Consider the following 20993-nt stretch of genomic DNA (forward strand, 5'->3'; position numbering starts at 1 on the left):
AATATCACCTTTATATATTCAATTCCAAGTTCAATTGTTCTAAGTCTTTAACTTTTCTACGCCCGCTTTTCACATCATCAAAATGTCGAAGTATGGCTTTGGCCAAATTGAGGGATAAAAGAGGTGGTACCGCATTTCCTACCTGTCTATTTTGTTGAGTTCTAGTGCCTATAAAGACAAAATCATCCCTAAAGGATTGTAATCTTGCATTTTCTCTAACTGTTGGCACTCTATTATACTTGTAGTGAAAGTGATTTCTGTGACCAGTATCAATTGTTCGTGAAGGCTTTTTACTGTGATATCGAGTCCAAGCTTCATTGAACTTTCTGCTATCACCAATACCAGGAGGTAAATCCTTATGATTGCCACCCTCAGGGACTTGACTTATAACCCATTTAACATGTTCCGTATGATTTGTAGCAACATGATTATGAAGCTTTTTACTGTTTTGTCTCATGAATTCTTGATATAGCGATTGAGGTTTCTTTTCATAGTTATCAACCTCTTCTCCAAACTCTTCATCTCTACTTGGTAAATCACTAATCGCTTCACTACAGGTTACATATCTTTCTGGTGTATGAGTTGGTTCTGGAAATTCAAAAGATCCATATCCCTTTTCTATTCCCACAAAAAACATTCTTTTTCTCATCTGTGGTACACCGTAATCAGCTGCTAATAAAGGTTTAGGTGAAACTGACACATTATATCCCATATCCTCAAAAGTATTTATTATTTGCTGCTTAACAATACCATTATATAATGTTGCAATCCCCGGTACATTTTCAATCAAAAATGCTTTAGGTTTAAATCTTCTTACAGCTTTAACGACTGCTAAGTAAAGGGTGTTTCGTGTATCGTTTATATCTCGTGATCCTGTTAATGAAAATCCTTGACAAGGTGGCCCTCCGATAACAATGTCAACTTTTTGGTCCCCAATTTTATCAGCAATTTCTTCTATAGCCTCATCTTTGGAAAGATCGGCCAATAAAACATCTGACGTTTCATGATTATATTTAAAGGTTTTTAACGCTGCTTCTTCAAAATCCACACCAAGCATGACATTATAACCAGCATCTAGAAATCCCTGTGATAAACCCCCACAACCACAAAATAGATCTAGTACATTTAATTGTTTTTCACTCATAGATCTATCCTCCATTCTACGAACGTATATTCCCTTTTATTTTAAATTTTTTTTATTATATATGCAATAGCCAAAGCTTTATAATAACACTTTTCGACATCATTTTGACACTAATAAATGAAAAAGAGGTTGTTAATCCTTTCCACCCAGTATTTGAGTAATACTTTTATTCCATCAAACAGATTTACAGCAACTTCATAAATTCCTTCGTGAATGGTTAATCATTAGAAAGGAATTCCGAATTTAACTTCATTCTTTTCCGACTCTTCACTCCAAAGATCTCATTGCTAATATTGATTCCTCTCACTTTAAGTTGAACTTCTGCATCCTATCACCTCTCTTATACTATCTTTTCATTCCCACTATAACAATGGGATATAGTTGGAACATAAGAACAACATTTTTATAATATATATTTAAAACGAGAGTCGAACGCGCTTCAAAAATACCATAAGTTGTATACAAAATATTGTATTTACCATTTATTTATAAACTTTCCATAAATATGATCTCTATGGTATTTAATCATTTCTAAATTGGGCCATAGAGTCTTATCTTGTGGCAAAAGTAATTTTTTTCGATCAATTTCCTGTAAAATCTTATTCTCTTGCATCTTTTCATGCACCTGAATAGTGAAATCATCATTTATTGCAAAGAAACCACGATCAAACGCCCAATGAAGATCTAAGGAAAGTGAGAGTCCGTTAGTAGGATTATCTGATCCTCCATATTCTTTCCCTTTAATGTGAGCAGCTTGAACATTTAGTGTATCCCCATATACAATAGATTGCCCCGTAACAGCACATTTGAAATTGTAGGCTTCCAACACTGCTTTACGGAAACGACGATCCCTTTTTATTTTCTTAAGAATGGTTACAGTGCGATCTATACCATCCGTCTCCAAACTTTTCTTTAATAGTTCAGCTAATGCTTCCGGGGACAATATTGTTGGAAGCTCTACACCCAGTCTCTCATCTATTACTTCTCCATTATCTAATGGACTGGATTCTAAACTTGGCAACTCAGTCCCCTCAAACATTTCCGTGAATGTAACGCCTTTAGAAATAAGCTCTAATGATGGAATCAAAGCAGATAAACTTCTTCCTACTTTATATTTTTTGATCAAATCCATGATCTCATTATAATTTGGACTTTCAGGATGAATACACCCAACTATATAGTCCTCACTTGAATTAGGGGATTCAATCATTAGAATAATATCATCAGGATCTAAATACTTGATGTAGCCAGAATACATGCGATATTCGTTTCGGCCATTAGGTTTTGATTCAACAATTTTACTGTTATGGTAATCATAATTAAAATTATGAACCTTTCCACTATTACTTTCTTTAACAGTAAATTTCTTTTTCGGATTTAGTTCTGATATGGTTAATTCTCCGAAAAAATCTTTGGCAACTTGTTGAGCTATTAATGCAAAAGAACCTGCCCTTTCACCATTGGGACGAATACCCAATTCGTTAGATTGTAGTACTTTTCCAAAAACTAACCCGCTCTCTTTCATTTTTAGCTTTTCATATTTACCTTTCACATTTTGATACACTTTTTTTCTAGCAATTGGTGTTAGAAGGTGACCCTTTTTTTCTAAGAGTCCAATAAATTTGCTTGGATTCATAATTTCCTTCAACATCAAATGACTATCAGTAAGGTCCTCTTCTTTTTCAAGGTCAATCTCAAGAACCTTGGATAGTTGGTTCTTTGAAATGTTATAAAAACCAGTAATTTCAGTTATTAATAGCAAGCTTTCTTTGACAGATACCATATAAAGCGCCTCCTCATATCATTAAACACATAAAAAAAGAATTAAACAGCTGTTAATTAAGATTATACTCAATAAAGCTGTTTTAATTCAATTTTTTTATTAATTATTACCTTTTTGTTGTATAATCCAGTTTTATTTGTTCAACTATACAACTAAGAGACTTTTAAAAAAACACCAACATTTATTCAATTGATGTTAAAATAGAAAAAATTCCTTTTAAGGCTAAAATCTTTTCAAAACGGAATTAAGGATGGGGTAATAACTTATGATGGAAATAGAAGAACTAACAGATGAAAAATTAATAGGGGCGTATGGATTCGTAATAAACCAATTAAAAAAAAGAAAAAGATAATTAGAAGCAAAAACTACACCTTTCCCCATTAATACTAATAGCGTCAATGTTTTGAGTACTAACAGGAGCAAATTGTAACTTAGGTAGTCCTACAGTCCTGCTGTAGTAATTAATAGCATAATATTCACCAAGATCACCTAAGATGGCTTAAATGAACCAAATTCAATTATGCCTGAACCACCAAAGTTTGAGTATGTAATAATTGTAATAATCAATGAAAACTATCTGTTGGATAAACTCATTGAATTGAATTGGGGTCAGTTTTTAAAATACAGAAAGTGGCGTAGTAGAGTCAGAGCCTGGAACCTGTCTATAACCCAGAAGCTAATAAACGATACAAAAGTAATTTATTTAAGACCATAAAAGGGAGAAACTGAGTATCTCCCTTTTTAAATAACTATTTAAGAGTCCAACTTCAAGGTGAGGTACTTACTACTAAATATGGACAAACCTCAAGATTAATGTCATATTCAATTCTCTCTAAACCATTTGGAACGCCCTCTTGAAAAATGCTCGAGGTTAGCATGGGAACATTTTCATCCACGGTCCCAAAGACTCGATCAGTAGATCTATCTATTGATCGAGTCTTCGGGGCCATTTTTTTCATTTGTTAAATAATTCCTAAGTCTCGGCCAGTAATACCATTCTGCTCTATCAATCCTAGGCAACCATTCCACACGATATAATTGCCTATCCTCAACCATGTGTACGTCTCGAACATCCATTACCTCCTCTGATTGAAACTTTGTCAAAACTTGCAGCTTATATTCTTCTGGAATTGAAGAGCTAGCCGCTACTTCTTCATTTGAACAATCATCGCTATTCTGACATAGGAAACTAATGACGCTGACATTCGCCTCTCTATATCAAATAAGTTTTTATAACTATTTCTACACAAGGGTTAGTCGTTACCCCTAATTTCAGGAATTAATATGTACAGGGTGTAGCTAGCTAGAGCTTTTTTAAAAGAACTGTTGGTAATATCAAGCTATATTATCTAATAACTAGAATCATGCACACAATAAAAAAATTTTAGGTTTTATGTATCCATAAGAGAAATTTGATTACAAAATAGAAAAAAAGAAGGTTGCAAATACCTTTAACATAAAAAAGAACCTACCAACTAGTTTTGCTTCTAAAGAAAATTGTAAAATCAAATAAGTTATCTATTGATCAAAAATATCCCTTAAAAAACTCGTGAATGGTAGGTTCTTTCCTCGTTACTATTAGATTGTAAAAACCATCACTCACTTATGATAAGGCTCCCCACGATTAATCCGAAACGCCCGATAAATCTGCTCCACTAAAATCAGCCGCATGAGCTGATGAGGAAATGTCATTTTTGAGAATGACAGTTTGTCGTCTGCGCGCTTCATCACTGCGTCGCTCAATCCTAGTGAGCCGCCGATGATGAAGGTGATTTTGCTTTTTCCATATGTCGCCAGCTTATCTATTGTATCGGCCAGTTCTTCGGATGTTTTCATTTTTCCTTCGATGGCGAGGGCGATGACGTGGGTGTCCGGGCTGATTTTGGCCAGGATGCGTTCGCCTTCTTTGTCTTTGACGATTTTCATGTCTTGGTCGCTCAGGTTTTCCGGAGCTTTTTCGTCCGGGAGTTCGATGATGTCGATTTTTGCGTAGGCTGAGAGTCGTTTTTTGTATTCTTCAATGCCTTGCTTGAGGTATTTTTCTTTTAGTTTTCCGATGGTCACAATATTGATATTCACAGGTCATCCCCACTTTAGAAACAAGTTATTCATATATATTGTCCACAATTGTGGATATCTTTTCTGTATTTTGTGTAGGATCATTCGTTCCCTACTAGATATGTTGCAGTGTCCCCACATAATTCACAGGCTGTGGATAAACTGTTAGTATGTTCGATTTTTCTGATTTCGGGCGGAAGCTCATGATCATCTATGTACATGTCCAGCACGGTTTCGATATGTTCTTCACAAGAATAATAAGCGGTTTTCATAGTTACGTCCTCCGGTTTTCTTTTGCACGCGGCAATTGTTCTCTTTTCAATATAACCTATTTATACACATGTTAGTAGTGCTTCGGGCTGAGTTTTATCCACAATTCGGCAAATCACGCGCAAAAAGAGCCGGTGTTTTCAGCATCCGGCTGTTTACGTGTTTTCTCTTTTTTCTAAGCGAAGGACGAACAGAATTCCTAATAGACACACCAGCAGTGTAGAGCATACATCTATCCAGTCCAGCTTTCCGTCATTTAAAAACGCGGCAAGCTTTTTCTTCATCGGCTCCCTCCTATATTCCTCTATCTCTATGTTCGGTCGGCTTTTCTCTTGTTATATAGCCTTATCATAAGGGTCACAACGATATATACAATCATAATCAATGCCCCGTTACTCACATCAGGGTATCCAATCAACATATTCATTATGACAAAAACAATGGTTATACAAATGACGGACAACAATAAGAAGAGACTGAATGATTTCAAATGAACACCTTCTTTCCCGTAGTAACGTTTCATTATAAAAAGCTTACCAAAAGCGGCAAGCTCTTCCGAAATGTTTATACTCTTCAAAACCCACCCATCACCTGCACATCATACAGCTTGAGATGGCTTTTCGGCGTGACGATGTTTTTTAAATTTGGAATGGCCAGATCGTTAAGCTTTTTGCCCGTTTTCAGGTCGAAGGATTCGATTTTGGCGGGCTTTTTGTAGCTGTACGTGAACAGATACAGCTTTCCGTTTTGATGGGTCAGCTCCTTGAAGTCGGCCTTCATTCGTGATGGGGGGAGGGTGAAGGCTTTTTTGCTTTTTCCGGTCTTAGGGTTGATGCGGTAGACGGTTCCGAAGCCGTCAACGAAATAGAAGCTGCGCTGCTCCATGAAAAAGCTTTTTTTGAAGCTGAACGGCATGGAGTCATAGATCGTCTGTTCGTCATTTTTATAAGCGGCGATGTCATACGTTTTGATGGCGCCGCTGTTTTTCATGACTTTCACCATTTGATAGATGTGATCGGCTTTTTCCCCTCTGGTGACAAAGCAGACGGCGCTGTCGTCGGCGGCGAGCTGGGATTCGACAGACGTGCCTTCTTTATACGGCCATGTCGCGATTGATGTTGTATGGAGCTTTTCTTTATCGGCCTGAATGTCTTGGACGTGATAGCCTTTTTCGTCATCTGTCGGCGTGAGTGCGAAAAGATGATCTTTAAAAAAGCCTGAAGCGCGGATATAGTGCGGGATGACGTCTTGCTTCCACCTGCCGTCAATCTGGCGGTACAGCTCTGAACGGTAGCTGCCGCCGCTCTTGTCGTAGCCCGAATTATACAGCGTGTAAAAGCCTTTCGCCCGTTCGATATATCCCGCGCTGTCTCCCGTATGCTGGTACGCTCTTTTATACGTGTGAAGGCCGCCCTGAACGGTGTAGATTCCTTTTTTGTCCTCCAGCAGGACGCTTTCGTCATGCACTTTGGCCGAGCCGAGCTCAAGCCCCTTCATTTGATAAGAAGAGAGCCGTCCTTTTTCATCGGCGAAGAGGGCGTAGCTTTTTCCGCCGCCGAACGTGTCTTGGTCAGCCGCAGTGGAGAAATACAGCAGCGCCTCTTTATCTTTCAGAAAATCAGGGTCATTTAATGTGTTTCTCGCGACCTCCGCAGGATCTTCCGTGCGGAAATAGATGAAGCATAAGACCGCTGCGGCGGCGATGATCATTAAGGATATCCAGATGATTTTTTTCACGTTGTTCTCCTTAGTGAATGGTCAGAATCGTGGTTGTGTAGGACGAGCTTGTGATGTCGCGCGGATATACGCCTAAGCCGCCGTTAGAGTCGATATCAATCCCGGCTTTTAAAAGGAATGCCGACCACAGCAGTTTTGAGCAGTTTTTGGCGCCTTCATGGCCCGTATTTCTGTTATTGACGAAGTTGAAGGAGTATTCATCACCCACTCTTGATACGGCCCAGTCAGCGGCGGCTTGTTTTTGAGAGTCGGTGACTTTTACGGTCTGGACGATTGAATTGTCTTCGACTTCTCTGCCGTTATAAGCAATCTGGCGGACGCCGTCTCCCGGCACGGATTCAACAATTTTATCAGCGGATGAATACATGCCGACATGCCCGTGGTTGTAATAAGCGGTGTATGAGTTCGTGTAATAAATATTGCCTTTTGTGCTTTTCGGAAGTTTTTTTGTGCCTGATGATCCGCCCATTGCAGAGAGTCCTTCTTTGGAAGCGATTATATTTCCTTGCACCTTGTCTGCCGTGATTTCTTGATGAAACTGCTTGAGAATTGCTTCTGTTGAAACGTGCTTCTGTTTGGCAAGCTCTTTGGCGGATTGGAGAACGTCTTGAGGAGTCGTGCCCTGCTGAAGGTCTGCGATTTCTTTTGCGTAGCGGGCTGCTTCTGTTTCTTTCGCTTTTACATTCAAACCGGAGAACGACAGAACCATGGTGAATGACAGGGCAAACGGGAGGACGGCTTTGAACAGCTTTTTACACATATTACTTCGCCTCTTTTCTTTGAGTATAATTTTTCCACATTTTCATTATATGACGAAATTGTGATAAAAAAATATACAATTTACAGATTTTTAAAAATTTTATAACAATATGTAAATCATATGCATAAATCATTTTCAAATATCAGGAAATCCGGTTATCATACAAGAAAGGGGGAGGACATATGAAGGACAGAACGATCGGTTCGATGCGGGTTTCCACAATGGGGTTAGGGTGCATGGGTATGTCGGAATACTATGGCAGCCAGAGTGAAGAAGAGTCGATTTCCACACTGCATCATGCCGTTCATCTCGGCGTGAATTTGTTTGATACGGCTGATCAATATGGATTGGGTGCGAATGAAGAACTTGTCGGCAGAGCGCTCGCCCCATTCAGAAAGGAGCTGTGCCTCGCGACGAAATTCGGTTATGTCCGAAGTGAAAAGGGTGAGTTTATCGAAATTAACGGACGGCCCGATTATGTGAAAAAAGCGTGTGACGCCAGTCTGAAACGCCTTGGGACGGATTATATCGACCTTTATTATCTGCACCGGGTTGATCCGCGGGTGCCGATTGAAGAAACTGTCGGCGCCATGAAGGAGCTGATAGACGAAGGAAAGGTGAGGTATATCGGTTTGTCAGAGGCTTCCGCAAAAACAATCAGGCGCGCCGTCCGCATTCACCCGATTGCCGCGCTTCAATCGGAATATTCTTTATGGAGCAGGGAAGCGGAGGAGCATGTGCTGCCCGCCTGCCGTGAGCTCGGCATCTCATTTGTGCCTTACAGTCCGCTCGGCAGAGGTTTTCTTTCCGGAAAGATGACGTCGACCGAGCAGCTGGATGCCGATGATTACAGAAGAAGAACGCCGAGATTCCAGGGAGACAATTTGGCGGTGAATATAGGGCTCGTCCAAAAACTTACCGCCATTGCCCGGGAAATGAATATTACCGCGCCTCAGCTTGCGCTCGCATGGGTTCTCGCAAACGGCGATGATCTCATTCCGATCCCGGGCACAAAAAAGAAACACTACTTGGAAGAGAACCTCGCCGCTCTCGACATTGTGCTTCCCGAGGATGTGAAGGCGCGGTTGGATGAGATGTTTCCGATCGGCACCGCGGCCGGCGAGCGTTATCCGGAACAAATGATGACATTGTTAGATGAATAACAAAAGAGGCCCATCGTGCGGGCCCCTTTTCATGACAGCTTTTTGCTCATGATGACATCCGTCTCCAGAAATCCCGTCTTCTCATACAGCTTCCGCGCCGTTTCGTTATGAGCGAACACATGGAGAGAAATCTTGCGGACACCCAGGTCTTTGGCTTTGTCCTCCAGCCTTGCGAGTGCCTCTTTCGCATAGCCTTTGCCGCGGAAAGGCGGATGAAGGCCGAAATCATAAATAAACGCGTCCTGCTGCGGATGGTCCGGATCGGCGTGCAGCCACAGCCAGCCGGCATTTTCCTTTCCGTCCAATGTCAGCGTCCATAAATAGTGATCGGCCGTCTCCAAGCCGTCAGGAAGCAGGTCTTCAAACGCCAGCTTCGCTAACTCCGGCGCTTCGTCAGGCAACCACGTTCCCGCTTTTACCTTTTCTTCAGCGTAATGCTTGGTTGAATGGGCGAGATAGGACTGAAATTCTTGTCCTGTCATCGGCTGCAGCGTGATAGCCATTGAATCACTCCTTACAAAACACGGACTGAAAGCGGTATCATGAAGTATTATCCGAAGGCTCCGTTTTCTGCGGGTTTTATGATTTGTTCGGCTTGTGCCGTTGAACCAGTTTGCGCAAATAATCCAATCGAAATGAGACTTGCCAAGGCTGCTGAGAGTACAATGAATTTACATGTTTTCATTACGAATCCCCTCCGTCAATCTCAAAATTTGGTCATTGGCATCAATTGATTCTTGAAAATACTTCGCCGCCAATTTGTAATTCTCCTGTTTTTTAAAATGCGCCGCGGCCTGATACGACAAATCGGAAACGTCACTCCACAGCTCTTTCCTTCTTAACTCGGCGAAAGCTGATTCAAGCGCTTCTTCATTGTGGTCAATAAAGACATGCTGTAAGATGCGCAGCTTTTGGGTGTATACGGGCTCGTTTTTTTCTTCAGCGGCATTCAGCGCTTTGTGCAGCCAAAACCGGCCCTCATCCGTCTTTTCCTGCTTCAATAACACTCTGGCCAGCATGTACAGACTCCGCACCGAATATGCTGATCGCAAATGCTCCTTTTGATCGAGAGCCGTTTCAAACTCGACCCGCGCCTCCTCAAGCTTTTCCTGTCTTTCATAGCAAATGCCTGCGTTAAAGTGGGCAAGCGCCTCAATATGCGGATCGCCCGCTTTGGCGGCTTGATGAACCGCCGTCTGCAGGAGCTCTTCGGCTTTCTGATAGTGAAACAAGTCCATTCTGTTACAGCCGATCACCATTAAACACTGTGCTTCTCTGACCGCGTACATTTCATTGGCTTTGTAGATCTCCAACGCTTTTTCCGCGTGGTTCATCGCAAAGTAGTTTTGGCGGATTTCATAGTAGGCAATCGCCACTTGATAATTAAACTCGGCTCTTTCAATCTCATTCGGTATGTGCCGGAGCCTGCTTTCAGCAATCCGGTAAAAATTTATTGCGTTCATAAACCGTTTACGGTAAAACTCGTGCATACCGGAAAAGAAATAATAATAGTATTGAATCATCTGGTCTGTTTTTTCTTTATCGGCGTTCAGCTGGATCGTTTTTAAAATGCCGTCTGTTTTCTCATACTCTTCCATCAAAAGCTTATAGCGGGAATCAATTAAATTAAAATAAAGGAGCACCGTTTGATTTTGTGTCATATTTTGCAGATCCGTAAGCAGTTGTTCTCTTAACGCCTCAGCCGATTCGGTGTTGTGCTTTTTGATTTCCTCATACCAGTCACTGATTTTTTTCGCAACTGTTTCGTGGGCCATCACTTCAGCCATCTGTCAGGACACCTCCCTTTCCCATTTTGTGTAATAAATATATCATATTTACAGTCCTGAAAAGAGGGTGAAAGCCTGCTAGTTTCCTCGTGGCAACAAAAAAACCCCCGCAAGTGCGGAGGCGCATATTTTATAATAGTTTTTTTCCTAACAAAGATTCCACCAGCTCAACCGCTGTTTTGCCGGTTTTGTTTTTGTGATCGAGGATCGGGTTGACTTCAACAAATTCAGCTGAAGTAATGATGTCGGCATCATACAGCATTTCCATTGCCAAGTGGCTTTCACGGTAGCTGATGCCGCCGACGACAGGCGTGCCTACGCCGGGTGCGTCGCTCGGATCAAGGCCGTCGAGGTCAAGGCTGAGGTGAACGCCGTCACAGTCTGACAAGTAGTCAATCGTCTCTTCAATGACCTTTGTCATGCCGAGGCGGTCAATCTCATGCATCGTATAGACCTTCATGCCTGTTTCCTTAATGTATTCACGCTCGCCTTCATCAAGCGATCTCGCGCCGATGATGACGACGTTCTCCGGCTTGATTTTCGGGGCATAGCCGCCCAGGTTCACCAATGTGTCGTGCCCGACGCCGAGGCTGACGGCCAACGGCATTCCGTGAATATTGCCTGAAGGCGATGTTTCCAGAGTGTTTAAGTCGCCGTGCGCGTCGTACCAGATGACGCCGAGCTGTTTATAGTGCTTTGCCGTTCCTGTCAGCGTTCCGATCGCGATGCTGTGATCGCCGCCCAAGACGAGAGGGAACCGCTCATTCTCAATGACGCTGTCCACCTTTTGGGCGAGCTGCTCGTTCCCCGAGAGCACAGAGTTCAAATTTTTCAGCTCTTCATCATTTTTGAGTTTTTCACGATTGACGGGGATGTCGCCTAAGTCTTCCACCGCATACCCCATGTCAGATAACCGTTCAATGAGATGCGCGTAGCGGATGGCGCTCGGGCCCATGTCCACTCCGCGTCGTGCTTGTCCTAAATCCATCGGCATTCCAATAACTGAGATATTCTTGTTCATCCGTTTTTCCACCTCAACATGTTGTATGTTGTCCTGTGCGGGTTTCTCAAAGATGACTTGGACACGAAAAGATTTAAAGCTCTATCTGTTTTTCTGACTGCTTACGCTTTTTTACATACAGATGATAAACGATAACGCACACCGCCATGAACGGGATGCCGCAATAAAGGGCGAGCCGCTGTTCTGAATCAAATGCGAGACTGATCAGAACAACCGTATTTAACGTCAGCCCGATAATAGGCAGCACCGGGTACAGCGGTGTTTTAAACTTCAGGTCTTCCACTTTGCCGCCTTCGCGGATGTATTTCCGTCTGAACATCAGCTGCGACAGGGAAATCGTAATCCAGCCGACCTGCGCGCTTAGTCCGGCTAATGATAAGAGAAACATATAAACGACTTCCGGCGCAGCCACCTTAGACAGCAGGGACAGGCAGGCGACGGCCAGCGTCACGATCAGAGCGTTCATCGGCACGCCGCGTTTATTTATTTTGCCGAGCGATTTAAAAGCTTGTCCTTCGTTCGCCATAGCATATAGGATACGCGTCGATGCAAACAGGCCTGAGTTGGCCACTGAGAGCAGCGCAATTAAGATAACAAAGTTCATAATATCGGCCGCATATGGAATACCGATTTGTTCAAATACCACGACAAACGGGCTTTCGACCACTCCCGCCTGCTTCCACGGAATCATCCCGGCAATGACGATGATGGAGAGAACGAAAAAGACAAGCGTTCTCCATACCGTCTGCCGGATAGAGCGCGGAATCGTTTTCTCGGGATTTTCACTTTCTCCCGCGGCAACCCCGATCAGCTCCGTTCCCTGGAACGCGAAGTTTACGGTAATCATCGTAATAAGCATAGCCTTAATGCCGTTCGGAAACAATCCATCCTCATAAAAATGAGAGAAGAAAGGAGCCTGCTCGCCGTGTTTCATGTCAATCAGGCCGAACATGGCGGCGCCGCCCAAAATAATAAACAGCAGAATGACTAAAATTTTAATACCGGAAAACCAAAATTCCGACTCAGCGAACGCTTTTGTGGTAATGGCGTTCAAAAGAAACATCAGTCCGACAAACACGAGGCACCACACCCATACGGGAACATGCGGAAACCAGCGGAGCATCAATTGTCCCGCAGATAAAAACTCAATGGCGCATGTCACCGCCCAGCCGAGCCAGTACAGCCAGCCGAATGCGAAACCGAAAGCGGGGCTGATGAATTTGGTTGCGTACGTCTGAAACGACCCTGATACAGGAAGGGCAACCGCAAGCTCGCCTAAGCAGAGCATTGTCAAAAACATAATAAAACCGCCGACCAGATAAGACAGAACCGCGCCCAGCGGTCCCGCCTGGTTAATTGTAAATCCGGTACTCAGGAAAAACCCGGTGCCGATCACTCCGCCCAAAGAAATCATAAACAAATGGCGTGATTTCATTGTGCGCTGAAGCTGATTCTCTTTTTGATTTGTATTCACTATTCTGCACCCCTTCAGCAACTTGTATTGGAACCAAGCCGGTGCTTTGAAACCGATTTGCTGTCCAAAGAGCCTCTATTTGTATATGAATGTTATATGAAATTCATTTTCGTACATAAAGATACATTATACTAAAATACTGTCGCCGCGCAAATAGAGTGTGCTGAATTTTTTATTTGTAAATTCCATACAAGCCGAGGGAAAGCATTGCCGCATCAAGGTTTTACGCGTTTTGAAGCACGTTTGTGATCTTTTGGATCGCCCAGTCCAAGTCTTCCTTGGAAATCATTAACGGCGGTGCAAAACGGATCACGGTATCATGTGTTTCTTTGCATAAAAGCCCTTCGCCTTTCAGCTTTTCACAATAAGGGCGGGCCGCTTCAGTCAGTTCAACGCCGATAAACAGGCCGCGTCCGCGCACGTCTTTTATGATCGGGTTATCGATTTTCTCAAGCTCTTCTTTAAAATAACGGCCAAGCTGAAGGGAACGCTCTGCCAGCCCTTCTTCCTCAAGGACTTCAAGAGATGCGAGCGATACTGCGCAAGCGAGCGGGTTTCCGCCGAAAGTCGAGCCGTGGGAGCCCGGGTTAAACACGCCGAGAATGTCACGGTTCGCCGCGATGCACGAAATCGGGAAGACGCCCCCGCCGAGTGCTTTGCCTAAGATGAACATATCCGGTACGATATTTTCCCAGTCAACCGCGAATGTTTTCCCTGTGCGGCCGAGTCCCGTCTGAATTTCATCAGCGATCAGAAGTACATTTTCTTCCTTACAAATGGCGGCCGCTTCTTGTAAAAATCCTTCCGGCGGGATGACGATGCCCGCTTCTCCCTGAATCGGTTCGAATAAGAAAGCGGCTGTGTTCGGCGTAATCGCCCGGCGCAGCGCTTCTGCGTCTCCGTATGGAATTAATTTTATACCCGGAAGCATAGGTCCGAAACCGCGTTTATACTCATCTTCTGAAGAAAGGGATACCGCAAGCATCGTTCTGCCGTGGAAGTTGCCGATACACGCAATGATTTCCGCCTGATTATCCGCTACCCCTTTGACCTCATATGCCCAGCGTCTCGCCGCTTTGACAGCGGATTCAACGGCTTCTGCCCCCGTATTCATCGGCAGAATCATATCTTTTCCTGTCAGCTTGGCTGTTTTCTCATAAAACGGACCGAGCTGATCATTATGGAACGCGCGTGACGTCAGAGTGATTTTATCCGCCTGATCCTTCAGCGCCTGAATGATCTTCGGATGTCTGTGCCCCTGGTTCACCGCAGAATAAGCACTCAGCATATCCATATATTGATTACCTTCAGGGTCTTTTACCCAAACACCCTGCGCTTCGGAAATAACAATCGGCAGAGGATGATAGTTGTTCGCGCCGTAATGTGAAGTTTGGCTGATAATTTCTTGAGATTTTGTGAAAGCTGACATAATCTGATTCCCCCTTGTTTTGTAATCATTCAACATTAGATCTTGCTTTCCCTTTTTATAAAGCAAGTTCCGTGCCAATCCGAAAAAACGGGATGTTTCGCCAGCATTCTTTCTTTTCCCGCAAAATTTTCCGGCAGTTTGCGTGCAAACTTCAGCCAAGCGCAAAATTTTTTTGCGTTTCCCGCTGACAAAATAGGAGCAATCCAATTAGATTGCTCCTATTCAACAATTATTTATTCAATTGTCTCTGATATACAATGTAAGAATATAGTAAAGATAATATGATACAGCCGATCGCAGACATGAAAATGACTGACACTCTATACACCGGCGGCAAAAAAGCTGCAAGCATCATGAGCATGCCAGCTGAGACAAAAAGTTTCGAACTAACCCTGTGTGTATCCTTCCAAACTCTTTCACTGCTCAGCGTCCAAGGTGTTCTTATCCCTAAAAAGAAATTAGGCTTAACGATCTGAATGAAGTTTCCAAACACCATGAAAATGACTCCCACTATAAAGTTTCCTAAATAAGATATAGGGAGATCATATCCCAGGCCGGTCAAGATGGTCATCAGATTAATGACAAACAGAACCGCAAACATTGTATTAAATATAGCCATATATGGCCGGATAAATGTTTTGTAGTTATTTTTAGGATCAATCTTAGGGATGATAACCATTAAAATATATAGAATAATCATGATGCCAATAAGCATCATCATCGCATTAGCTTTCGTTTGGTAATCATTTGCACTTCCGTTTAATCCCCAGTGTGTCGCCAAATTGTCTGGTAAAGATGAAAATGTGCAAACCCATGTGAAAACAGTTAAAACTATGATTCCTGCTGAAAAGAGATATTTTTTCATGATTCCCCGCCTTTCTTATTATCATGTTCTGAATCAGTCAGAGAAAAGAACCAGCCTATAAGATCCTGTAATACAGTGGTATTTAATGAATACATAATAAATTGGCCTTTCCTCTCATCGTGAACCAAATCAGTATTTTTCAATATGGTAAGATGATGAGAAATACTGGGTTTTGACATGTCGAAGTGTTCCGCAATTTCACCAGCTGTCATGTCTTGTTTCTTTAATAAGTCCAAAATTCTTCTCCTTGTAGGATCGGCCAGTGCTTTAAAAGCTTTATTCAAAAACTTTCCCCCTCTCATACGTACATAATTTAGATATTTAAGTATATATCTAAATATCAATCATTTCCCTAAAAAAGTCAATGGTTTTATTACCTCAATTTCCATTTATTTTTAAACATCGTCCAAGTGCAAAATTCTTTTGCGTTTCCCGTTCGATTTATTTTAAAATAATGAATGTTAAGACGATTGAGAGGGGGAATTGACCTGCACACAACCAGCGAATTTTACACACTCGTGTTACAAAGCATTCTGGAAGAGATTGATGTCGGGCTGCATGTGGTGGACGAGAAGGGCAGCACCGTCATTTACAATAAGAAAATGATGCAAATTGAAGATATGGATGAACGGGACGTCCTGCATAAAAACCTGACTGATGTATTTATGTTTTCCAATCAGCAGGACAGCACGCTCGTTCAGGCCCTTCAAGAAGGCAAAACGATTAAAAACGTAAAGCAAAGCTATTTCAATAACAAAGGCCAGGAAATCACGACGATCAACCACACCTTCCCGATTGTGCAAAACGGCGAGATCAAGGGCGCCGTGGAAATCGCCAAGGACGTCACCAAGCTCGAACGGCTGATCAGGGAGAACATGCATAGGAAAGAACAGAACAGCTACACGTTTGACAGTATTCTCGGCAACAGCTCGGTTATTCGGGAAGTCATCGAAAACGCAAAACGGGCAACCCGCACATCATCATCGGTGCTTTTGGCCGGCGAGACGGGAACGGGCAAGGAACTGTTCGCCCAAAGCATTCACAACGGCAGCCAGCGCTCAGGCGCCCCGTTCATCTCACAAAACTGCGCCGCCCTGCCGGACAGCCTGGTCGAAAGTATTTTATTCGGCACGAAAAAAGGCGCCTTTACCGGAGCCATCGACCAGCCCGGCTTATTTGAGCAGGCGCAGGGAGGCACTCTGCTCCTTGATGAGATCAACTCGCTCAATCTCAGCCTGCAGGCAAAACTGCTCCGCGCCCTTCAGGAAAAGAAAATCAGGCGCATCGGATCAGCTCAGGACAAACCGATTGACGTCCGCATTATCGCCACGATGAATGAAGACCCGATCACCGCCATTTCAGAAGAGCGGCTGCGCAAAGATTTATACTACCGCTTAAGCGTTGTCACGCTGATCATTCCCCCGCTCCGGGAGCGCAAGGAGGATATTCTGCCTCTGGCCGAAGTCTTTATCCAGAAAAACAATCACCTGTTTCAAATGCATGTCGATTCGATCAGTGACGATGTGCAGCGATTCTTCCTGGAATATGACTGGCCGGGCAACATTCGCGAGCTTGAACATATGATTGAAGGCGCCATGAACTTTATGACGGATGAAACGACGATTACGGCGGCTCACCTGCCTTACCAATACCGGATGAAAATCAAACCCGCTGACACGGAAAGCAAAGCCGCCGCAAGCACCCAGCCCGGCACAGATTTAAAAGACAAAATGGAAAACTTCGAAAAATACATGATCGAAAAAACCCTGAGAAAACACGGCAATAACATATCCAAAACGGCAAACGAGCTCGGAATCAGCAGACAGAGCCTGCAATACCGCCTGAAAAAATTCGGTCTGGACCGGATGAAATGAATCCATACAAAAAAAGGCTGAGATGCTCCTCAGCCTTTCGTTTATATCTGATTGGCAAGCCGCTCTCCGGTAAACCAAAAGTTCTCACTCACTGCCAATGTATGTTCCGTATTCTCGACTTGATGCCACCAATGGCGCGGCGCGTAAATGATTTCTCCCGCCTTTTGTCTGAAGCGGATCGGAGACGCCTTTTGCACCAGCGGTTTTTGCTCAATGTCTTTTTCATCAAAGACATTGATATTTCCTTCGTACAAATAGGGAGAGTCGTCCGGATGATAGAAGATCCATTCCTTCTCCCCGAAAATGACGCCGTTCCACGCGTGCGTGTTGTTAAAATCCTGATGCAGCGGCGTGCCTGTCTGCTTAGAGCCGAGAAAGAACCATTTCCAGTCCCGTCCCGTTTCTTCATCCGCTCTCAATGTGTCTTTTGTAAAATACTCGGGTGCGGAATAGACAAGGTCTAAGTCATTTTGGTTCAGCTGCGTAAAATTCCAGTCACAGTACCATTTGTCATCATTCTGATCAATGTACTCGATATAGTTGGAAAGCTTTACTTGTTTAAACGTTTTGACCCCTTCGATATCTGATTTCCGGATGGTGACCATTCTGTCTCCATAGTGTTCGTCAATGTATTCAAGCGTCCACGGCCTGCATTCCCAGTGATCCATTGCCCCCGTCAAAATAAAAGGTTTCTTATCAGCATACTCGCTTACAAAAAGATCGTACGATAACTCATTGATTGTCAGTCTGTCAATGGTCATATCCATTCCCCTTTTATTCGGCAATCTGCCGTTTTTTTTGTTTGGCGTAACTGTATGGACCTGAAAAGATGGTGACGTTTTGATTCTCAAGCCAGAAAATCTTGTTGAACTTCTCCAGCAGGTTTCTGTCGTGAGAAACGCAGATGATGGTGCCTTGAAACTGCATCAGGCTGTTTTCGAGAATTTCCTGAGATTCAATATCCAAGTGGTTGGTCGGCTCATCCAGGATCAGGACATTCAGCTTTTTTTCCATTAAGATGGACAGCTTCAACCTGATTCTCTCACCGCCTGACAGGACGGAAAGTTTTTTAAAGACTGACGACCCGTAAAATCCGTACTTGGCCAGCATATTCCGGGCCATGCCCTCTTCAGTCAGCAGATTTTCTTTAAAGAATTGCAGAATCGTCTGACTCGAATCTCCGACATGGCTCTTTTGATCAATGTAGCCTATTTTAAGATTTTCCCCCACTTTAATGGTGCCGTCCGACAGTTCTCTTTCCCCGATGATGCAGCGGATCAGCGTTGTTTTGCCGACGCCGTTTCTGCCGACGATGCCGATTCTGTCTTTATGCTTTATGCGCAGGTTCACATTTTGATATAAAAGGGAAGATCCGTTGGTCACCTTTCCGTTTTCAATGAACACAATATCTTTTGAACCGGCGCCCGCTTCCTGAAATGCGTTTTTTAATTTTTGCTCCGTCCGGACCGGCTTATTGATCAGCTCAATCCTTTTCAGCGCTTTTTCCATATTATTCGCGCGTCTGTGCAGGCCGACAGACGGCGGATTTGAGCGGTTGGCCCAATCTCTCAGCTGGGCGATGGATTCCTTCATCTTCTGTATTTTTCTCTGCTGTTCTTCATATTTCTCAAACTGGGCGATGATGAATTCTTCCCGCTTTTTCAAGTATTCGCTGAAGCCGTAAGGCCAAATCTTCACCTCGGTATCGTCAATCTCGAGCACCTTCATCGCCGTTTGGTCGGCAAACGTTTTATCGTGGGTCGTAAACAGAATGGTTTTGTTCGATTTTTTAATAAACCCTTCAAGCCACTCAATCGCATGGACGTCCAAATGGTTGGTCGGCTCGTCCAGCAATATAACGTCGTCGTTGCGGATTAAAATTTCGGCAAGGCCGGCTTTTGTTTTTTCGCCGCCGCTCAGCTTTGAAAACGGCTGATCCTTTAATTCGCTGAGGCTGAGCCCGTTGCATACCTCGTCAATCATCGCGTGCATCTGGTAGCCGTTGTTCCGCTCAAATGTTTCCGTATATTGACTGTACTTTTCCAATAAAGCAGTCAGCTCGTCATCACTCATCGGTTCCGAAAGCTTCAGCTCAATGGCCTTCATTTCCTTCTGGATCGCCGCGAGAGCTTCAAATGATTTTTCCAGATATTGATACAACGTCAGGTCCTCATGGGGATCAGCGATCTGCTTCAGCAAACCGACCTTCGCCCCTTTGTTGATCGCAATCGTTCCTTCATCTGCCTCAAGCTCTCCGGAAAGCACCCTGAACAGCGTGCTTTTGCCGGAACCGTTCGGCCCGGCCACAAGCACTTTCTCGCCTTCATTGATGAAAAAAGATACTTGTTTGAAAATCGTATCTCCCGCTAAATTTACCGTAAGATTATGAATATTCAGCAACTCACATCATCCCTTTGTCATTCTGGTTCAAAGCTCGACTTTATTCTGGATGGCGACGCTCGCTTTCAGTTTGTAAAAGCTGAGCATCATAAACAGCGACAATAAGATGGATAATACCCCGATTGCGGTCAGCAGCAAAGCTGAATCAAAATAGTCCGTTAAGAATCCGATAAACGGAAAGGCAATGAACATGAAGAGCGAGGTCATCAAACTGATAATGGACAGCAGCGTGGCTCTCGTTCTGGACGGAATCTCATTATTCACCACCTGACTGGATACGGGTTCTATCACATCATAGAGCGCGTTAATGACGACAAAAGCTGCAATCGTCACGTACAGACTGCCCGATGGTATAAACAGATAAGCCGCCCCGATGATGCAGAATGTCAGCAGAAGCACGCGCCTCGGCGTGAATTTTTCCGCCGGCTTGGAAGAAAAGATGGAGCACAGCGCCTGCAAGATGGACAGTCCCGCAAAAATAATGGATATATTGCGCACGGACAGCCCTTCCTGACTTAACAGATCTTGTCCGTACATATAAAAAACCGATGTAATCGCAAAGAAAACGGAGAGTGACAGCACCAAATATTTAAAGGCTTTGTTCAGCCTGAAGAAATCTTTGACTTCTTTTAAGATGTCACCGACCGTCTGCGTTTCGTGTTCACTGTTTTCAAATTTGATTTCCGTCAGCTGTGTAATGACCGCCATTGCAATCAGCTGAGTGACAATCCCGGCGATAAACACATATGACCATGATATTTCCTGCAAGTAGCCGCCGATGCCCATGGCTATCGCAAGACCGATTATGACAAGTCCGTTATAGTTTCCGATGGATTTGCCGTACCACTTTTCTTTCCCTTGTTCTTTCAGTGAATCAAACAAAAAGGCGTGATCCGTTCCTGATATAAACGTCAGCCCGATACCGTATATAATATGGGCGATGAAGAGGGCGATGAAGTTATGGAAGCTCAGGAACATCACCAAATAGATAATGACCATAAAATGGCCGAGCAAGAGCGATTTTTTTCTCCCGATTCTATCCGAGATGACGCCGCTCGGCACTTCCGCCAGAAACATCGCCAAATTCAGGACCGATTGCAGGATGCCCACTAGAAACAATGAATAATTCATGCTTGTTAAATATAAAATCCAAATTCCCCGTTCGAAAAAGAAGTTTCCGAAAAAACCGGAGAAGTAAAGCAAATTTCGATTCCGCAAATGAATACCC

Annotated in this window: 20 protein-coding genes; 2 read left to right on the top strand and 18 right to left on the bottom strand. The window is 43.6% G+C overall.

The window, feature by feature from the left end:
- Window positions 1-10: 10 nt before the first annotated feature.
- The 7 genes from MY7_RS17420 to MY7_RS17445 form a co-directional block, all read right to left on the bottom strand.
- Window positions 11-1144, bottom strand: a complete 1134-nt coding sequence (locus MY7_RS17420; protein ID WP_007614927.1) for a DNA cytosine methyltransferase — start codon at window positions 1142-1144, stop codon at window positions 11-13.
- Window positions 1145-1619: 475 nt separating this feature from the next.
- Entirely contained in the window at window positions 1620-2927 is a 1308-nt protein-coding gene (locus MY7_RS18910) for an HNH endonuclease (protein ID WP_007614929.1), read from the bottom strand.
- A gap of 1599 nt (window positions 2928-4526) precedes the next feature.
- Window positions 4527-5006: a 23S rRNA (pseudouridine(1915)-N(3))-methyltransferase RlmH gene (rlmH, locus tag MY7_RS17430; protein ID WP_007614932.1), complete on the bottom strand. Its 480-nt coding sequence runs from the start codon at window positions 5004-5006 to the stop codon at window positions 4527-4529.
- Window positions 5007-5086: 80 nt separating this feature from the next.
- The gene (locus tag MY7_RS19430) at window positions 5087-5257 is read right to left on the bottom strand and encodes a CxxH/CxxC protein (protein WP_004393147.1); all 171 of its coding nucleotides are present in this window, start codon (window positions 5255-5257) and stop codon (window positions 5087-5089) included.
- Window positions 5258-5410: 153 nt separating this feature from the next.
- Window positions 5411-5539 carry a hypothetical protein gene (locus tag MY7_RS20055; RefSeq protein ID WP_007614934.1) on the bottom strand — a complete coding sequence of 43 codons (129 nt, stop codon included), beginning with the start codon at window positions 5537-5539 and terminating at the stop codon, window positions 5411-5413.
- A gap of 289 nt (window positions 5540-5828) precedes the next feature.
- Window positions 5829-6992 carry a hypothetical protein gene (locus MY7_RS17440; RefSeq protein WP_007614936.1) on the bottom strand — a complete coding sequence of 388 codons (1164 nt, stop codon included), beginning with the start codon at window positions 6990-6992 and terminating at the stop codon, window positions 5829-5831.
- 10 nt (window positions 6993-7002) lie between these two features.
- Complete coding sequence (locus tag MY7_RS17445; protein ID WP_007614938.1) at window positions 7003-7752, bottom strand: YiiX/YebB-like N1pC/P60 family cysteine hydrolase; 750 nt, start codon at window positions 7750-7752, stop codon at window positions 7003-7005.
- 182 nt (window positions 7753-7934) lie between these two features.
- Between MY7_RS17445 and MY7_RS17450 the strand changes: the two genes are divergently transcribed.
- Entirely contained in the window at window positions 7935-8915 is a 981-nt protein-coding gene (locus MY7_RS17450; protein ID WP_007614942.1) for an aldo/keto reductase, read from the top strand.
- Between the two features lie 29 nt (window positions 8916-8944).
- Here MY7_RS17450 and MY7_RS17455 read toward each other — a convergent pair whose 3' ends face one another.
- From MY7_RS17455 to MY7_RS17485, 8 genes are all read right to left on the bottom strand, one after another.
- Entirely contained in the window at window positions 8945-9418 is a 474-nt protein-coding gene (locus MY7_RS17455) for a GNAT family N-acetyltransferase (protein WP_007614944.1), read from the bottom strand.
- 47 nt (window positions 9419-9465) lie between these two features.
- Window positions 9466-9600, bottom strand: a complete 135-nt coding sequence (locus MY7_RS20060; protein ID WP_007407881.1) for a hypothetical protein — start codon at window positions 9598-9600, stop codon at window positions 9466-9468.
- Window positions 9587-10702, bottom strand: coding sequence for a response regulator aspartate phosphatase (locus tag MY7_RS17460; RefSeq protein WP_007614945.1), 1116 nt, complete (start codon window positions 10700-10702; stop codon window positions 9587-9589). Before MY7_RS17460 ends, MY7_RS20060 begins: the two co-directional genes overlap by 14 nt.
- 130 nt (window positions 10703-10832) lie before the next feature.
- Window positions 10833-11723, bottom strand: coding sequence for an arginase (gene rocF / locus MY7_RS17465; protein ID WP_007407883.1), 891 nt, complete (start codon window positions 11721-11723; stop codon window positions 10833-10835).
- A gap of 73 nt (window positions 11724-11796) precedes the next feature.
- Window positions 11797-13197 carry an amino acid permease gene (locus MY7_RS17470; protein WP_029325776.1) on the bottom strand — a complete coding sequence of 467 codons (1401 nt, stop codon included), beginning with the start codon at window positions 13195-13197 and terminating at the stop codon, window positions 11797-11799.
- Between the two features lie 223 nt (window positions 13198-13420).
- Window positions 13421-14626, bottom strand: a complete 1206-nt coding sequence (locus MY7_RS17475; RefSeq protein ID WP_004393130.1) for an ornithine--oxo-acid transaminase — start codon at window positions 14624-14626, stop codon at window positions 13421-13423.
- 229 nt (window positions 14627-14855) lie between these two features.
- Window positions 14856-15491, bottom strand: coding sequence for an SdpI family protein (locus tag MY7_RS17480; RefSeq protein WP_007614949.1), 636 nt, complete (start codon window positions 15489-15491; stop codon window positions 14856-14858).
- Window positions 15488-15775 carry an autorepressor SdpR family transcription factor gene (locus tag MY7_RS17485; protein ID WP_015240946.1) on the bottom strand — a complete coding sequence of 96 codons (288 nt, stop codon included), beginning with the start codon at window positions 15773-15775 and terminating at the stop codon, window positions 15488-15490. Before MY7_RS17485 ends, MY7_RS17480 begins: the two co-directional genes overlap by 4 nt.
- 174 nt (window positions 15776-15949) lie before the next feature.
- Between MY7_RS17485 and MY7_RS17490 the strand changes: the two genes are divergently transcribed.
- Entirely contained in the window at window positions 15950-17365 is a 1416-nt protein-coding gene (locus tag MY7_RS17490; protein ID WP_007614954.1) for a sigma-54 interaction domain-containing protein, read from the top strand.
- Window positions 17366-17406: 41 nt separating this feature from the next.
- Here the strand turns inward: MY7_RS17490 and MY7_RS17495 are convergent, their stop codons facing one another.
- The 3 genes from MY7_RS17495 to MY7_RS17505 are packed head-to-tail and all read right to left on the bottom strand — an operon-like array spanning window position 17407 to window position 20983.
- A complete protein-coding gene (locus tag MY7_RS17495) occupies window positions 17407-18126 on the bottom strand; it encodes a cupin-like domain-containing protein (RefSeq protein WP_007407887.1) in 720 nt (239 codons plus the stop codon).
- Between the two features lie 13 nt (window positions 18127-18139).
- Window positions 18140-19765 carry an ABC-F family ATP-binding cassette domain-containing protein gene (locus MY7_RS17500; protein WP_007614956.1) on the bottom strand — a complete coding sequence of 542 codons (1626 nt, stop codon included), beginning with the start codon at window positions 19763-19765 and terminating at the stop codon, window positions 18140-18142.
- A 27-nt stretch (window positions 19766-19792) separates the two neighbouring features.
- Window positions 19793-20983, bottom strand: coding sequence for an MFS transporter (locus MY7_RS17505; RefSeq protein ID WP_029325778.1), 1191 nt, complete (start codon window positions 20981-20983; stop codon window positions 19793-19795).
- Between the last annotated feature and the right edge of the window lie 10 nt (window positions 20984-20993).

This window comes from Bacillus sp. 5B6 (assembly GCF_000259405.1).
GTDB lineage: Bacteria > Bacillota > Bacilli > Bacillales > Bacillaceae > Bacillus > Bacillus velezensis.

Coding starts and splice junctions, on each gene's coding strand:
- MY7_RS17420 (WP_007614927.1), bottom strand. CDS start 1,144: ATGAGTGAAAAACAATTAAATGTACTAGATCTATTTTGTGGTTGTGGG.
- MY7_RS18910 (WP_007614929.1), bottom strand. CDS start 2,927: ATGGTATCTGTCAAAGAAAGCTTGCTATTAATAACTGAAATTACTGGT.
- MY7_RS19430 (WP_004393147.1), bottom strand. CDS start 5,257: ATGAAAACCGCTTATTATTCTTGTGAAGAACATATCGAAACCGTGCTG.
- MY7_RS20055 (WP_007614934.1), bottom strand. CDS start 5,539: ATGAAGAAAAAGCTTGCCGCGTTTTTAAATGACGGAAAGCTGGACTGG.
- MY7_RS17445 (WP_007614938.1), bottom strand. CDS start 7,752: ATGTGTAAAAAGCTGTTCAAAGCCGTCCTCCCGTTTGCCCTGTCATTC.
- MY7_RS17450 (WP_007614942.1), top strand. CDS start 7,935: ATGAAGGACAGAACGATCGGTTCGATGCGGGTTTCCACAATGGGGTTA.
- MY7_RS17455 (WP_007614944.1), bottom strand. CDS start 9,418: ATGGCTATCACGCTGCAGCCGATGACAGGACAAGAATTTCAGTCCTAT.
- MY7_RS20060 (WP_007407881.1), bottom strand. CDS start 9,600: ATGAAAACATGTAAATTCATTGTACTCTCAGCAGCCTTGGCAAGTCTC.
- MY7_RS17460 (WP_007614945.1), bottom strand. CDS start 10,702: ATGGCTGAAGTGATGGCCCACGAAACAGTTGCGAAAAAAATCAGTGAC.
- rocF (WP_007407883.1), bottom strand. CDS start 11,723: ATGAACAAGAATATCTCAGTTATTGGAATGCCGATGGATTTAGGACAA.
- MY7_RS17475 (WP_004393130.1), bottom strand. CDS start 14,626: ATGTCAGCTTTCACAAAATCTCAAGAAATTATCAGCCAAACTTCACAT.
- MY7_RS17480 (WP_007614949.1), bottom strand. CDS start 15,491: ATGAAAAAATATCTCTTTTCAGCAGGAATCATAGTTTTAACTGTTTTC.
- MY7_RS17490 (WP_007614954.1), top strand. CDS start 15,950: ATGTTAAGACGATTGAGAGGGGGAATTGACCTGCACACAACCAGCGAA.
- MY7_RS17495 (WP_007407887.1), bottom strand. CDS start 18,126: ATGACCATTGACAGACTGACAATCAATGAGTTATCGTACGATCTTTTT.